The sequence below is a fragment of the Nostoc sp. ChiQUE02 genome, assembly GCF_034531305.2.
GTDB lineage: Bacteria > Cyanobacteriota > Cyanobacteriia > Cyanobacteriales > Nostocaceae > Nostoc.
The window spans coordinates 1-13,861 of record NZ_JAVRBN020000018.1; the positions used below are offsets into that span (position 1 = coordinate 1).

Consider the following 13,861-nt stretch of genomic DNA (forward strand, 5'->3'; position numbering starts at 1 on the left):
TCGAGCTGCAACTGACCCCAGCAGAGTACTTTGGTTAATACTGTGCTGCCTCGTCGCAGTAATGCCCGAATCCGAGCTAGCAGTTCTGATAGCTCGTAGGGTTTAGTAATATAGTCATCTGCTCCTGCCTCAAAGCCTGCTATTCTATCTGCCGGATCAACCTTCCCTGTGAGCAGCAAAATAGGCTCTTGCTGATTCTGTGTCCTTAGTTGGCGACACAGACGAATTCCATTCTCATCGGGTAGCATGACATCTAGCACGATCAGGTCATACTCTGTTGCCTCAGCTAACTCTAGTGCCGATCGACTATCACTAGCGGTATCAACTGTAAACTGCTGTGCTACCAGAGAAGTGGTGAGAGCAGCCGCCGTATCTTGATCATCCTCAACAATAAGCAGTTTCATAAAACCTATTTTTCAGGCAATTGAGCCAAGTATTTCAAAGGCAACCCGAAGCAAGTTATGTTTTAGAGAATGGTTTTCAGTAGTTTCTCTCGCGCAGTTTCATCTTTGAGACGGGCAAAGTATTCTCAAACTTACCTAATTAGATAACAAGCATTTTAGTGAATAAAGCTTTACAAACTAAACTCTAGCTTCAATTGTGTAACCCAAGCTTTGATTCTCTCCTCTGTTAAATCGGATTGATTATCTTCATCAAGGGCAAGACCTACAAATTTACCATCACGAACAGCTTTAGACTCACTGAATTCATAACCTTCTGTAGGCCAATAGCCAACTGTTTCACCACCATTTTCTGAAATTTTTTCCTCTAGAATACCGAGGGCATCTTGAAATGTATCAGGATAACCAACCTGGTCTCCAGGACCAAAATAAGCAACTTTTTTGCCGATGAAGTCAATGTTATCTAACTCATCATAAAAATTTTCCCAATCACTTTGCAATTCTCCAACATTCCAAGTAGGACAACCAACAACGATATAATCGTAGTTATTGAAATCACTTGGTTCAGCTTGTGAAATATCATATAAAGTTACAACACTATCACCACCAAACTCCTTCTGAATTATTTCTGATTCAGTTTGGGTATTGCCTGTTTGAGTACCAAAAAATAAACCAATATTAGACATTTTTACTCCTTTTATGTATTTGTAAAATTATTTCAATTAAAATATTTAGTAATAATTAATTGTTAGCTAGCTAATAATTAAATTTTTATTACAATCATTGTAAAAGGCATTGAAAAAGTAAATAAAAATTTTTATTCTACGTTATTTCAAAAATATTTACTTACCATGTACTTAAGCTTAATAGTGATGTAATATACTCTAATTCCTATTTTACTTATAAATACCATCTCAGCTTAATGTAACGAATTTTTCTGTTTATCTTTAAATACAAAAAATTCAACAAAACTACATAAAATTAATCTTAATAACACAAAACAAGTATCAATCTGTAATACAACTAAGCTTAAATAAATTAATAGAAAGCTTCATCTATCCAATAGGTTGAGAATAGTTTATGCCTAATGACATAAATTCATTCGTGTTGATTTCATTTGGGTATATTCATCTGATTTAGGATTTACTCCATTAAGTTTGTACTCATCAATGCCCGCCTGTTGGTATCCACGATTCTCATACAGTGCGCGAGCAAAGTAATCAATCGTTCGTCGCCATATCTAACTTTGAGTCAAACAAACCAGTTGGATTACCAACCCTCAACTAATCGCTTCTTTAAGGCGAGCGATCGCACATTTAACTGTTGGTTGTCACAAGAGAACTAATACTACAGCAGTATATTTAAAAACTAAGGGTGGTTCAACTTTCGCTGCGACTCCTCCAACGCGCTGAAATACACACGACTGATGCGATCGCAAACTCTTTGACTAAATTCCATACATTATCATGACCATCTCCCAAACAAACAAGTGGGTTAACCAGATGCTGACTATTAACATCCCCTGAGTTCGGAGTTGTAGGTCTATTTGACTGGTTCAAAGCGATGATGGAACAGAAAAAATTATTCCGTACATCTATTAATTTATGTTATTCACGAAAATCTTTATTAATAAGTAAGGGTTAATGAGATTGTCGAACTTGCCCTTCTGCTGTTGGTAAAATGTCCACAACAATTGCTGCATCGACTAATTGAGAGGAACGATAACGATTGTAACCAAATCTAGATCAAAGGTTTTGTGCGTTGAGCGATAGAATCTGCGATGCCTCCGGTAACATCAAAGACGAACGCGTAATTCTATCAAAGCTTTGCCTGCTTCAAAAAACGCTCTAAGTGCAGGCGTTCGCCCTTGGTGTTGGCGTTCGCGTAGCGTGTCGCAGACAAGCCATCGCTTTGCTCCTCTAAGGTGAACAACTCTGTTCTATTGGTTCTGGCATATTTCAATTGCTTCCCCTAGTTTTACCCGATTGCTCTATATATTTAAAACAGAAAGAGAGGAAGATTACAAAAAACACTTTGTAATTTTCCTCTCTTCATCAACCTAAAGGTGGTAGTGATTGTTATGCAAACGGCTTAGAAGTAATTTCTCAAAATAAAGTACTGTTATCAGGAATTTATTTAAATATGAAATAATGCCACTCTTTATTTGAAATAAAGAGCATTGCAATTGCTAAACCAATACACATTTACTCGTCAAGACTCAAAAGGATGAAACCATGAAAACTGTAGAATCTGTTCAACCAAAACCAATGAAAAAATTTGTCATTCGTGAAGTTGAGACATTAAGAACGACCAGAGCAGCTGCCTATGTTTGCTGGATATGTAGTAGCTGCTGGTAATTTTGATTAGGCACTTGCCCTAAAAAAAGTTACCAGATGTGTTTCGAGTTTATTCGTTGTATAGCGTGGATCTGGATTATGACAGCTGGTATCTTTTGAAAGCGGTCTCCTCTTAGCAGCAACTGATTACAAAAAGCAGCCATGCTGTCTTGCTGAGGGCAAAAGAAACAAGTCAAAAGTGGATTGAAACCCTCCTGATTTGAGACTGCACAGAAGTTCTGGTAATTCAAACCCAAGTTCCTTCGGTCATGGCAGAGAACAGTATTCAAAATGAACCTCCTACCCTCTGCCTTGACTGTTGATTTTTATATTAACGTTATCAAATAACCTTAACGTGACAAAATATCCTGCCAACGCTCTGGTTTCTATTTATCCATTTACTCGTCAACCCGAAGGAGAGGAATTCATCATTGGACGAGTAGATACTAATATTTTTCTAGTATTACCTGATGATGCAATAGAATTACTAGACTATTTGGCTGCTGGTCAAACGATTGGACAGGCACAGTGGCTTTACCAGCAGAAATATAATGAAGTACCAGATATAGAGGGTCTTCTAGAGGTTTTAGAAGAAAATGATTTTGTTAGTATCTTATCTTCTAAAAAAACACTTTCTTTAACACATACTAACCAACCGAAGCAAATCAATCATTTTACTCTTATTCCGCAGTCTTTTGCCCAAAAAATATTTAGTAAGAAAGTCCTAATCGGTTGCGGTTTAGTGCTAACTATGGCTTTAATTGCTGTTAGTTTTGACCCGTCCATTGTGCCAGGATATAAAGCCTTTCTATTTACAGAAAATGTCACTCTGATGACGTTGATTTTAACTGTAATTAATGTTGTTGCAGTATTTTTACATGAGATGGCACATTTAATAGCTGCAAAAGCAGTAGGTGTTTCTTGCCAATTAAGACTCAGTCATCGCCTTTGGATACTTGTAGCAGAGACAGATATGACTGGGGTATGGGGAGTTCCTCGCAATCAGCGATATCTACCGTTTTTTGCAGGGCCATTGCTAGACGTTGTATTAGCTTCTATCTTGCTCCTGATTTTGTTTGCTCAAAAGCAGGAATGGCTAGTGATGCATCCCATTGCTTTACACCTAACGCAGGCAGTTGTGCTGAGTTATCTACTGGGTCTACTTTGGCAATGTTATTTCTTTGTTCGGACTGATTTTTACTACGTCATTGCTAACTTTTTTCGATGTAGAAGTCTGATGAAGGATACAAAGGTTTTCTTGCAAAACCAAATATTTCGATTACTTAGATTTTCACATACTACTGACCAGTCGTATATTCCCAAAAGCGAGATGCGCGTAATTCGCTGTTACGCTCTCATCTATGTTTTCGGTCATATTGCAGCATTTTGGTCGCTTATCTTCATTGCTCTACCAACAATGTGGAATTATGCTTCCCTACTCTTAGGCACGTTGAGTGCAGGATATCAGTCTAATCCTTATGCCTTCACCGATGCCTTAGTAATGGGATTGCTCTTTTTTGTCATTCAAGGTATTGGTTTTTGGCTTTGGATTAATAGTTTACGTCTTACTAAAAGGAGATAATTTATGGATTACTATCATAATACTTTTAATCGAACTATTTTAGAACAACCACAGATAGGAGCGGCGATTTTGCTAGAAGCAGAACCGGGTAGTTCCAGGCTAGAACTTTTACAGCACTGGTTACAAGTAGCTCAAGAAAATCAAGCAACAACTTGGCTACTATCGTGTCAGCCCCAATCAGATGGATTATGGGCTGGGTTAAATGAATGGTTAAGTCAACTTTTGCCAAAAATTCAAGAATCTGCACCACATTTGATTGCCAAACATAGCTATGAATTAGCAATGATTCTCCCTGCTTTAAGGCGTCAAATCTCAGTACGAAATCCCAATTTGACAGACACTTCTATTGATGAAGAAAGGGTACGTAATTATCCTTTAGATCGAGCTTATCGGATTATACATGGGCTAATTGAGCTATTGGATTCTTGGTATGATTATACCGATGGTTCTCCTTGGTTGATTATTTGCAATTATTATGAGCAAGCCGGATTTTTGGTACGCCGTTTTTTTGCTGAACTCATTCGTCGTCGGGGACAGAAACTAAACTTAAGTTTAGTCTTTGTAACTGCTCCTAATACTGGTGAAACTGCCATTGCTCACTTAGATAGGAAGTTTTTAGCACAGAAGATAACTTTACAATTACCACAATCACCAGAAATAGTAATTTCCAAAGTCAAAATTACCCAACTGGCACAACAGTTGGAAGAACAGATTGGTAGAGATCCTATTGAACTTGAAATTCATGGGGCGCGGCTGATTTCCTACTGGTTACAAAGCGACCAACCCCAAAAAGCATTGATCTGGCAAGCAAGAATGCTGGGAACTTATAATCACCAAGGTTTTTATGAAGATGCATTAGTCTATTGTGAACCTGTCGCCACTCAACTTGACCACCTTTGTGGAACAGATAATAATATGCGATGGAATATAGTTGGGAATCTTTTTAACTGTTATGCAACTACAGGTGATATTGACAAAGCTTATCAAATTGTTCAACAAGAAGCTATTCTCAAAATTGATACACCAGCTCAATTAGTCCGAGCTTACTACATAATGGCAATGTTTCATACTCGGTTTCTTCCCAAACACGATCATGCCCAAGCTGAAGAGTATCTCAATCGTAGTTTGAGTATCTTGGCAGAACCTACCGCAGATATTCCATCTGATGATAGACACTTTATGACTGCTTTCGATCTCAACGGTTTAGCACTTGTCCGGCATCGTCAAGGTCGCTCACAGGAAGCAGTCGAACTTTGCAAGTTATCGATTGAACAATTCAAAAACCATTTAAATCGGGGTCAACATCGATTACATCGCTCTGTATTGGACTATAACATTGCTCAAGTCTATGCAGCGATGGGTGAACTCGAACAAGCAGTTACTTACTTCACATCTGCACTCGTTGCCGATCCTAACTATTCAGAGTACTACAATGATCGTGGTAATGTTTATCAACGAATGGGTTATCTTGATGATGCTTTGAATGATTATCAGCAAGCTATTGACCTTAGTCCACCATACTATGAAGTATGGATGAATATGGGACATTGCTATTATTTAAAAGGTCTTCTAAAAGAAGCAATCAATGCTTATTCAGTTGCTCTTGATTTACAACCTACCCTCACTTCAGCCTTTATTGGTCGCGCTCAAACTTTTGAGGCATGGGGACATCTTGATGATGCTTTATTAGATTATAATGCTGCACTTGCTTTAGATCCAGAGCAGCCTTTATTACTAGCAAATCGAGCGACACTTCACTATGAACTGGGACAACTGACGCAAGCTTTGAGTGATTTGGATACTGCAATATCCTTATCACCTAACAATCCAGACCTCTATCAGAACCGAGCAATCTTGTTAATTACTTTAGGCCAGTCTAATGCTGCTTCTCATGATCTCCAAACTTATCTGAGCCTTGATCCCAATGCTCCAGATCGTGCTGAAGTAGAGAAGAGCTTATCTAGTCTTGGCAAGTAAAAACTTTTAACTTGGAAGAATTAAAAACTCACAAGACTTATCACTAGTCCCGCCAATTACGTCAGCATTGATATAGGACTCATATTTAATTTTTGAAATATACGTAGTGGCGTGACAAGACTAAATTGATGCAATATATAATTGTAGTAAAACCTTATTTTTTAGGAAAAATACAAATTTTATATTGCACTATTTTAGCTGTGCCCCGCCACTACAGGTACTTAGACTGGGGTGCGATCGCATCTCAATCAACCCTGCAACTAGGTAACTTAGTCCCGCACCTTTTACAAAACCCAGCATCTAGATCATGGAAAGCCAAACCACAACCTGAACAAACTGTTTCTACCTGATTAGCAGTTTTCACAACTCGCTTAATTAAATCCCCAACTTGCCAAGGAATCAGTGCAATTCCTGTAAAAATCATCAGTACTGTTAGTAAGCGCCCTAATTCAGAAATGGGAATAACGTCGCCAAATCCTACAGTTGTCATTGTGACAACAGAGAAATAAAAGGCATCCAAAAATGTACCGTAATTTTGAGGATTAACCGGATGCTCGACTTGATAAATTAAACCAGAGTAAATAAAAACAATTGCAAATAATGTAAATAATATTCGCGCAAAAATCATGCCATCTTCGGTGCTGATACTGGCAAATAAAAACTTTCTATCGATAAATCTAATTAATCGTAAAATCCTAAACCATCGTAGTAGGCGAATAAAGCTAATATCCACCATTCCAAGAAAAAATGGTAAAATTGCCATTAAGTCAATAATCGAATAAAAGCTAAAAATATACTTAATTTTGTTTTCCGCACTCCAGAGACGGAGTGAATATTCCACGGCGAAGATGATGACGATCGCAGTATCAGCTACATTCAAATCAAACCGCATATCATCAGGAATATTATATGTTTCTGCCACAAAAATTCCTGATGATATTAGCACCAAAGATGCAAGTGTTAAATTAATAGCTTTACCTATTGGTGTTTCTAGGTCTTCTAAGTAAAATTCTGTTTCTTGTCTGCTCAATAACATATTCGACCATTAATACTTCTTAATTCCCAGTTATAACATTAGAAATACGATATTATTAACGATTATCCTTATGTTAACCTCAGCTTATATGAACCCAGAATATTTTATGCGTTTAGCATTGGCACAAGCAAAAGAAGGCGATGCGCCTTACGGTGCAGTGATTGTTAAAGTTAATGAAGTCGTTGCTGTAGCTCATAATACTGTAAGGAGAGACAACGATCCATCCGCTCATGCGGAAATCAACGTCATTCGTACTTTAACAGCTAAACTTAAAAACCCCTCTTTAGAAGGTTATAGCATATATACAACTGGCGAACCGTGTCCAATGTGTGCAACTGCTTGTGTTTGGAGTGGTTTATCAGAAATTGTATATGGTGCTTCAATTCAAGATTTAATTTCGGTAAATCAATCACAAATTAATATATCTTGCGAAGAGGTGATCGCTAAGTCATTTAGGAATATCAAAGTCACAAAACATGTTTTAAAAAATGAATGTTTGGAGTTATTTAAATAAGCTATAAAATTTTTATTCACTCTGTAGTAAGCTGTTTCATATTTAATAAAAGTAACGCGATTTTGTTTTGATCCAACCTCACAAAATTAGGTTACTCGTTCTCGATATTAAAGCTCAGTTAATCGTATCTAACGAACGTGGGATTAAGTTTTATGAAAGAATAGGTGCAAAGCTCATCAATAAAGTAGAATCATGTCGTTTAGATGGTTAGGCACTAAAGTAGGGTGGGCATTAAAATACCCACCCCATAAGCGACAAACTTTCAGTTTAAAAATCAATTTTCATTTTGTAAGAGATTCCACTAACTCGGTTGATTAAACCTCGTTTCCAGTCAGAGGCTGGAAATGCTGTTCATTACGGCTCGCAAAAAAAAAGGCGGAGCCTCCTAGTAGGCATTCCCAGCCTCCTAGTAGGCATTCCCAGCCAGAGTCTGGTAACGAGGCAATCTCTCAAAGCTATGTTTAGATTGGCTTTCACGTTCAGTTGACACCAATGAACGCGGTCTTCTCCCTTCCGTGAGGCAAAGTTAGGGTAATTTACTCAGTGGTGTCGCCAAACCGTCAATACTGACAAGATTTTTCTGCTGTTGATATTCTCGAACTCCCTGTTCGCCTTTTTTACTAGCCCAGTTTACTAGAGTCTGGCGCTGACCTCGATATTCATAGAGTGGTACGCCAAAACCACAGGAGGTCTGTACTTGTTCAATGTCAGCGACGATAATTTGACGAGTTCCAGGTATTGGCAAAAACAGAGAGTATAGGGAGTTCCAGTCTGGAGAACTCGGTAAAATCGTGCTTCCTTGACCGTAAAGACGCAGGATACATGCGGGTTCTTCAAAGGCACAAAACATGAAGGTTATCCGCCCATTTTCTTGCAAATGGGCTGATGTTTCGTTACCACTACCTGTGAGGTCTGCGTAACCTACCCGATTGGGAGAGAGGATACGAAAGCAGTCCAGGCCTTTAGGAGACAGGTTAACATGACCCGTAGGACTCAAAGGTGCAGAGCCAACAAAGAAAATGTGTTGGGCAGCAATAAAGTCTTGCAGTTCCTCAGTAATACAGTCAAAAAATTTAGACATAGACTGTCTGATTTATATTTGCTTGCAAATTTCCCATGTTCTCAGCCTATGTCCTAGCTAAGAATCTAGCAAGGCCTAATTGCCGATGTCTAATGACAAACGGCTTGTGATAAGGGAGTGGGGAGTAGGGGGAAACTATTACTGTCTCATATAGCGACTAGCCATTTGGATGGCATCAGCGATATCGACATCACCATCGCCATCAGCATCTAAAAAGGAATTCAGTACAGGATTTCCGCCAGCTTGGGGATTTTGGGCATTGGCACCTGATTGCAAAAAATTTAGTACTAAAGGTACTGCTAAAGGCAGCAATTGTTGAACCATCCCAGCATCCAACCCAGTGCGCTGGGCAGCAACTTGAGCTACCTGCTGTTGTATCTGAGGAGAAAAAAGCGAGTTGACGGCTTGGGGGTTAGGAGAAGTCCCAGCATATTGATTGACTAGAGTTTGTGCGGCTTCATTACCATCTGTGGCTTGCTTTTGTTGTAAAGCAGAACGCACTTGACCACCGACTATTGACAAAACTGATTGGATGGTAGATGGGTCTGTGCCAGTGCGATCGCTCAACTGCTGTACAGTGTTAACAATACTTCCCAGTTGTCCTAAACTGCCCTGTTGATTGGGATTAGCAACGGCACCGAGAATTTGATCGAAAAGTCCCATAAGTTTGTTTTTTCCTTTGTTCTCAAAAAGCTTGCCAAAACTGGCTTGGAGTCTTGATGTATCGGCAGACTTGCCTCAGTCTACTAAAAGATTAGAACACACGAGCTTCATAATGAACGAATAAAATTTTAAAAGCTACTAGCTGAAGGATGAGTAATCGGTAAAGCGATACCTGCGGTGGGCAAAGCCAACGCAAACTCTGTTCCTCGATCTAACTCAGATTGGCAAGTAATTTTACCCTGATGTTTTTCTACCACAATCTGATATGCGATCGCTAGCCCCAAACCCGTACCAATACCTCGTGGTTTGGTTGTGAAAAATGTTTCAAATATCTTTTTCTGATTTTCTGGTGAAATACCAGAGCCGTTGTCTGCAATTCGCACGATCGCTAAATCATTCTGCCAGTGCTCTGTGATAATAGTAATTTCAGCGGGAAATTCTGGATTCTCAGCCAATCTTTCGTCTAATGCATCGATGGCATTGCTGAGAAGATTCATAAATACCTGATAAAGTAAACCTGTATAGCCTGGAATCGGTGGAATCTCTCCATAGTTGCGAACAAGGCTAATCCCATTTTTCAGGCGATTGTTCAGAATCAACAGTGTACTATCTAGACAAGCGTGTAACTCTACTAACTGCACTTCCCCGTCATCTAAACGAGAGAAATCTTTCAAACTCCGGACAATTTCTCGCGTGCGGTCAGCGCCAAGCGTCATTGAGTTAAAGAGTTTTGGCAAATCTCCTTCCAGAAACTCCAAATCAATTTCTTCTGCTAGTGTTTGCACCGCCGCGGAAGGCTGAGTAACTTCGGCTTTATATGTTTGTAGCAACGCTAATAGGTCTTCAGTATAGGTTTTCGCGTGTACGAGGTTGCCAGAAATAAAATTTATCGGATTATTAATTTCGTGGGCGACACCAGCCAGCATCCTTCCTAAACTAGACATTTTCTCACTTTGAATGAGTCTAACTTGGGCCTCGGCTTGTTGTTCTTCTAGAAGGTGCTTCACCTGTTGGATAAGTTGATTCAAGGAGCTAGTTAAGGCCCCAACTTCATCTTGTGTAATTACAGGTGCTTGCAAGTCAAAATTAGCTTCTTGGGTAACTCTTTGGGCAATTTTCGTGACTGCGTTAATGGGATAAGCGATGATTTTACTTGTGTAGAAAGCCAGCATAGCTGCGATCGCCACTGACAGCAGCATACTACCAATAATAATCTGAGCTTGCATGAGTGCAGCCTTTTCTTGGGCTAGATTAGCCTCCTTTTGGCGTTCTTGAAGGGTTTTGGCAAAGTCGGTTAACTCATGGGCAAATTGATAAAAATTGAGAGCATCCTGACTTTGACTGAATTTCGAGATTAATTGCTGTGCTTTTATAGCTCCCTCTGGCTGTGAACTTAATGGCAAAATTTGCCGAATCAGTGCCTTGAGTTGTTCAAGATACCCGGCTATCTGGCTGTTATGCTTTGTGAGCAGAGCTTGTAAATCTTCTTGCGAACTAGTTTGACTAAATTCTTGTGCTTGAGAAAGCAACGTTTCGGCTTCCGCTAGATCTCTTTTGAAATCAGAAATTCCCTTTTGCAACGCTTGCTGCTGCTGCAAAAAAGGCACTATTTCTTGCTGGCGGATCTGTATTTCTAACAGTTCGCCTTGCAAACTACTTAACAAGTTTCCTTGTTCATCTACCAATGTCATCTGTTGTTTGGCTTGTTGGAAATAGCGATCGCCTATTACCAACCCCGCCGTTGTTCCCAAAACTGCAATTCCCAAAGCCAGACCGTACCCACAAAAAATTTTTTGCCGAATACTAAGCTGGTGGAATCCTTGTTTAACCCAGTTAAAGTATGTTAATTCCGGTGTCGCAATCATGGTACAACTCGCTGTTGAATTTTTTATGAGGTGTTTTTTCATCAAAAACAAGAAATCCAGCCGCAAGTGAGTAAGAACACATTTGATACAAAATGCGCTCTTAGTCTATCAAAAGTTGCATTTTTCTACCCTAGTAAAAAATACTGAAATTATGAATATTAGAAGTATCTGCCTACTAAATACCCACTAAGTTTTCGGCGTTGCAGAACAGTGGGATGAATTGAGGCAAGCAGGGGGGGAATTTTAGAAGTTGCCAAATCATCCCGTTTTCTCTGCAACGCCAAGTTTTCTAATTAAAGATTTCCAAATACATGGTCTAAATGAATGAAAACCGCTGTAAAACATTTTCAATAATCAAACCGGATTTATATAGTAGAGAAATAAATTGCGAGTAAAAAAAATGACCTTCAATTCCTGGGTTATCTGTCCCCAAGCAAATCCTCAAGCCAACTTGCGTTTATTCTGCTTCCCCTACGCTGGTGGTAGCTCGGCAATTTTTCGGACATGGCCTAATAATCTACCTAGTAATGTTGAAGTCTGTGCTGTGGAATATCCAGGGCGGGGAAGACAGATTAAGTCAGCACCCTTAACGCGATTAGAACCTCTTGTTGAAGCGATCGCTCCTGTTCTAATACCATATTTAGATAAACCATTCGCCTTTTTCGGTCACAGTATGGGCGGATTAGTTAGCTTCGAGTTGACCCGTCTACTTCGCTCTCAGTATAGTCTTGCTCCCTTTCACCTCTTTATATCTGCTCGTCGCGCCCCGCAAATCCCGTTAACCAAACCACCCCTCCACGTCTTATCAGACCCTGATTTGCAGGAGGAGCTACGCAGTCTTAACGGTACACCCAAAGCAGTGTTAGAAAGCGACGAACTGATGCAGATATTCCTCCCCATTTTGCGGGCAGATTTTGCCGTTCTGGAAACTTATATTTATGCTCAAAAACAGCCACTGGAGTGTCCTATTACTGTTTTTGGTGGTTTGCAAGACCAAGACATTAGTCATGAGGCTCTGCAAGCATGGCGAGAGCAGACAATCGCTGCTTTTGCATTACATGAGTTCAACGGTGACCACTTTTTTATCCATTCACACCAACAATTATTATTTAAACTTATATCTCAAGAATTGCAGATGCGTCAGCGCAGCTCGTAGTAGACATTGCTAAGAAGGATTTTGGAGTTAAGAGCCAGAATATAGAGTCTCCTTTAATTCTGGCTACTACTGTTGTTCAAAATGGTGGATTTGAAGCAGATGTTCATTAAGCTGGTTCAAAACATCTGAAAATATCGAAATAAGCAATACTTATACTTATTGTCTTTGGGTAGCGATCGCTAACTTTGCCCCTTCAACTTGACGTACCCGATCCATCACAGCCACCACCCGACCATAATCAACTTTTTCATCAGCATTAATAATCACTAACACTTCTGGGTTAGAACCGACTAGAGTACGCACTTGCGCTGTCAAATCATCAACTGCAATTGGTTTACGGTTCAGGCTTACCTGTTCTTTTTCATCTACCGTAATGGTAATTCTAGTGGGAACTTGCTGTTGTTTCGCTGTAGTGGCCTTAGGTAAATTTACTGGTAAACCTTCTGAACGCGTTAAAAACAGAGTTGACATGATGAAAAATGTCAAAATTGCAAAAATCACGTCAATCATCGGCACGATGTTGATCTGTAGGGGAAGTTCTGGTTCATCTGGTAGACGCATAAGTTTTTTCTCCTCGTTCATAGCGACGGCGGTAAAGTAATTCTAGCTGTCCCCCATACTCCTGAATTAGTGCAATTTGCCGTTGGTATAGTCCCCGGAAGGTGTTGGCAAACATGAGTATGAATATAGCAACTATCAATCCTGATGCTGTTGATACTAGGGCTTCACTAATCCCAGCCGTAACACTTGCCGTTTTGCTACCTCCTACGTCACCAAGATTTAGGGAAGCAAAGGAGGTTATCAATCCTAATACTGTACCGAGAAGACCTAACAGTGGTGCCAGACTAATGATTGTCTCGAAAAGGTTTTGGAAACGTTTTAACACAGGGATCTCAGCCTGCGATTCGCTTTCTAACGCCAAACGAAATTCCTCCGGATTTGGCTCTTCTAATTCTAAAGCCGCCAGAAAAATCCGAGCGAGTGGCAAATCTGCGTTTTTTTGAAGTTTATCCATTGCACCGACAACATTATCGAGACGGTAGAGATTCAAAACATCTCGCACCACCCGGTTTTGACGCTGATTAATCCTTACCCAAAACCTGATCCGTTCGATGATTAGTGCCACACCCAATACCGAAAACGCCAACAGGGGCCACATGACCACACCGCCTGCTGCAAACAAACCTTGAATTCCCATGTAGTGCCTCTATAACGTCATCCACAATACAAAATCAGACTACCAGAATCTA

14 protein-coding genes are annotated in these 13,861 nt (G+C 39.8%); 4 read left to right on the plus strand and 10 right to left on the minus strand.

What is annotated here, in order from left to right; genetic code table 11:
• From RM347_RS19125 to RM347_RS19140, 4 genes are all read right to left on the minus strand, one after another.
• Positions 1-404: response regulator transcription factor (locus tag RM347_RS19125; RefSeq protein ID WP_428850579.1), on the minus strand; the 404-nt coding region annotated here is incomplete at its 3' end.
• 170 nt (positions 405-574) lie between these two features.
• Positions 575-1,087 carry a flavodoxin FldA gene (fldA, locus tag RM347_RS19130; RefSeq protein ID WP_322721236.1) on the minus strand — a complete coding sequence of 171 codons (513 nt, stop codon included), beginning with the start codon at positions 1,085-1,087 and terminating at the stop codon, positions 575-577.
• A 693-nt stretch (positions 1,088-1,780) separates the two neighbouring features.
• The gene (locus RM347_RS19135; RefSeq protein WP_428850583.1) at positions 1,781-1,960 is read right to left on the minus strand and encodes a hypothetical protein; all 180 of its coding nucleotides are present in this window, start codon (positions 1,958-1,960) and stop codon (positions 1,781-1,783) included.
• A 259-nt stretch (positions 1,961-2,219) separates the two neighbouring features.
• A complete protein-coding gene (locus tag RM347_RS19140) occupies positions 2,220-2,363 on the minus strand; it encodes a hypothetical protein (protein WP_322721237.1) in 144 nt (47 codons plus the stop codon).
• A 729-nt stretch (positions 2,364-3,092) separates the two neighbouring features.
• Between RM347_RS19140 and RM347_RS19145 the strand changes: the two genes are divergently transcribed.
• Together RM347_RS19145 and RM347_RS19150 are read left to right on the plus strand one after the other, a co-directional pair.
• Positions 3,093-4,319 carry a site-2 protease family protein gene (locus RM347_RS19145; RefSeq protein WP_322721238.1) on the plus strand — a complete coding sequence of 409 codons (1,227 nt, stop codon included), beginning with the start codon at positions 3,093-3,095 and terminating at the stop codon, positions 4,317-4,319.
• Positions 4,320-4,322: 3 nt separating this feature from the next.
• On the plus strand, positions 4,323-6,296 hold the full coding sequence (locus RM347_RS19150) for a tetratricopeptide repeat protein (RefSeq protein WP_322721239.1): 1,974 nt from the start codon (positions 4,323-4,325) through the stop codon (positions 6,294-6,296).
• Positions 6,297-6,540: 244 nt separating this feature from the next.
• Here RM347_RS19150 and RM347_RS19155 read toward each other — a convergent pair whose 3' ends face one another.
• Positions 6,541-7,332: an ion transporter gene (locus RM347_RS19155; protein WP_322721240.1), complete on the minus strand. Its 792-nt coding sequence runs from the start codon at positions 7,330-7,332 to the stop codon at positions 6,541-6,543.
• Between the two features lie 88 nt (positions 7,333-7,420).
• On the opposite strand from RM347_RS19155, the gene RM347_RS19160 reads away from it, so the two are divergent.
• Complete coding sequence (locus tag RM347_RS19160; RefSeq protein ID WP_322721241.1) at positions 7,421-7,846, plus strand: nucleoside deaminase; 426 nt, start codon at positions 7,421-7,423, stop codon at positions 7,844-7,846.
• A 526-nt stretch (positions 7,847-8,372) separates the two neighbouring features.
• Here RM347_RS19160 and RM347_RS19165 read toward each other — a convergent pair.
• The 3 genes from RM347_RS19165 to RM347_RS19175 form a co-directional block, all read right to left on the minus strand.
• Positions 8,373-8,927: a pyridoxamine 5'-phosphate oxidase family protein gene (locus RM347_RS19165; RefSeq protein WP_322721242.1), complete on the minus strand. Its 555-nt coding sequence runs from the start codon at positions 8,925-8,927 to the stop codon at positions 8,373-8,375.
• 138 nt (positions 8,928-9,065) lie between these two features.
• Positions 9,066-9,590: a DUF937 domain-containing protein gene (locus RM347_RS19170; RefSeq protein ID WP_322721243.1), complete on the minus strand. Its 525-nt coding sequence runs from the start codon at positions 9,588-9,590 to the stop codon at positions 9,066-9,068.
• Positions 9,591-9,718: 128 nt separating this feature from the next.
• Positions 9,719-11,455, minus strand: coding sequence for a sensor histidine kinase (locus RM347_RS19175; RefSeq protein ID WP_322721244.1), 1,737 nt, complete (start codon positions 11,453-11,455; stop codon positions 9,719-9,721).
• A gap of 400 nt (positions 11,456-11,855) precedes the next feature.
• Between RM347_RS19175 and RM347_RS19180 the strand changes: the two genes are divergently transcribed.
• Positions 11,856-12,611, plus strand: a complete 756-nt coding sequence (locus RM347_RS19180) for a thioesterase II family protein (protein WP_322721245.1) — start codon at positions 11,856-11,858, stop codon at positions 12,609-12,611.
• 156 nt (positions 12,612-12,767) lie between these two features.
• On the opposite strand, the gene RM347_RS19185 is transcribed toward RM347_RS19180, so the two are convergent.
• Positions 12,768-13,172, minus strand: coding sequence for an ExbD/TolR family protein (locus RM347_RS19185; protein WP_322721246.1), 405 nt, complete (start codon positions 13,170-13,172; stop codon positions 12,768-12,770).
• Positions 13,156-13,809 carry a MotA/TolQ/ExbB proton channel family protein gene (locus tag RM347_RS19190; protein WP_322721247.1) on the minus strand — a complete coding sequence of 218 codons (654 nt, stop codon included), beginning with the start codon at positions 13,807-13,809 and terminating at the stop codon, positions 13,156-13,158. Before RM347_RS19190 ends, RM347_RS19185 begins: the two co-directional genes overlap by 17 nt.
• Positions 13,810-13,861: the final 52 nt, after the last annotated feature.

Coding starts and splice junctions, on each gene's coding strand:
- fldA (WP_322721236.1), bottom strand. CDS start 1,087: ATGTCTAATATTGGTTTATTTTTTGGTACTCAAACAGGCAATACCCAA.
- RM347_RS19150 (WP_322721239.1), top strand. CDS start 4,323: ATGGATTACTATCATAATACTTTTAATCGAACTATTTTAGAACAACCA.
- RM347_RS19155 (WP_322721240.1), bottom strand. CDS start 7,332: ATGTTATTGAGCAGACAAGAAACAGAATTTTACTTAGAAGACCTAGAA.
- RM347_RS19160 (WP_322721241.1), top strand. CDS start 7,421: ATGAACCCAGAATATTTTATGCGTTTAGCATTGGCACAAGCAAAAGAA.
- RM347_RS19165 (WP_322721242.1), bottom strand. CDS start 8,927: ATGTCTAAATTTTTTGACTGTATTACTGAGGAACTGCAAGACTTTATT.
- RM347_RS19170 (WP_322721243.1), bottom strand. CDS start 9,590: ATGGGACTTTTCGATCAAATTCTCGGTGCCGTTGCTAATCCCAATCAA.
- RM347_RS19175 (WP_322721244.1), bottom strand. CDS start 11,455: ATGATTGCGACACCGGAATTAACATACTTTAACTGGGTTAAACAAGGA.
- RM347_RS19180 (WP_322721245.1), top strand. CDS start 11,856: ATGACCTTCAATTCCTGGGTTATCTGTCCCCAAGCAAATCCTCAAGCC.
- RM347_RS19185 (WP_322721246.1), bottom strand. CDS start 13,172: ATGCGTCTACCAGATGAACCAGAACTTCCCCTACAGATCAACATCGTG.
- RM347_RS19190 (WP_322721247.1), bottom strand. CDS start 13,809: ATGGGAATTCAAGGTTTGTTTGCAGCAGGCGGTGTGGTCATGTGGCCC.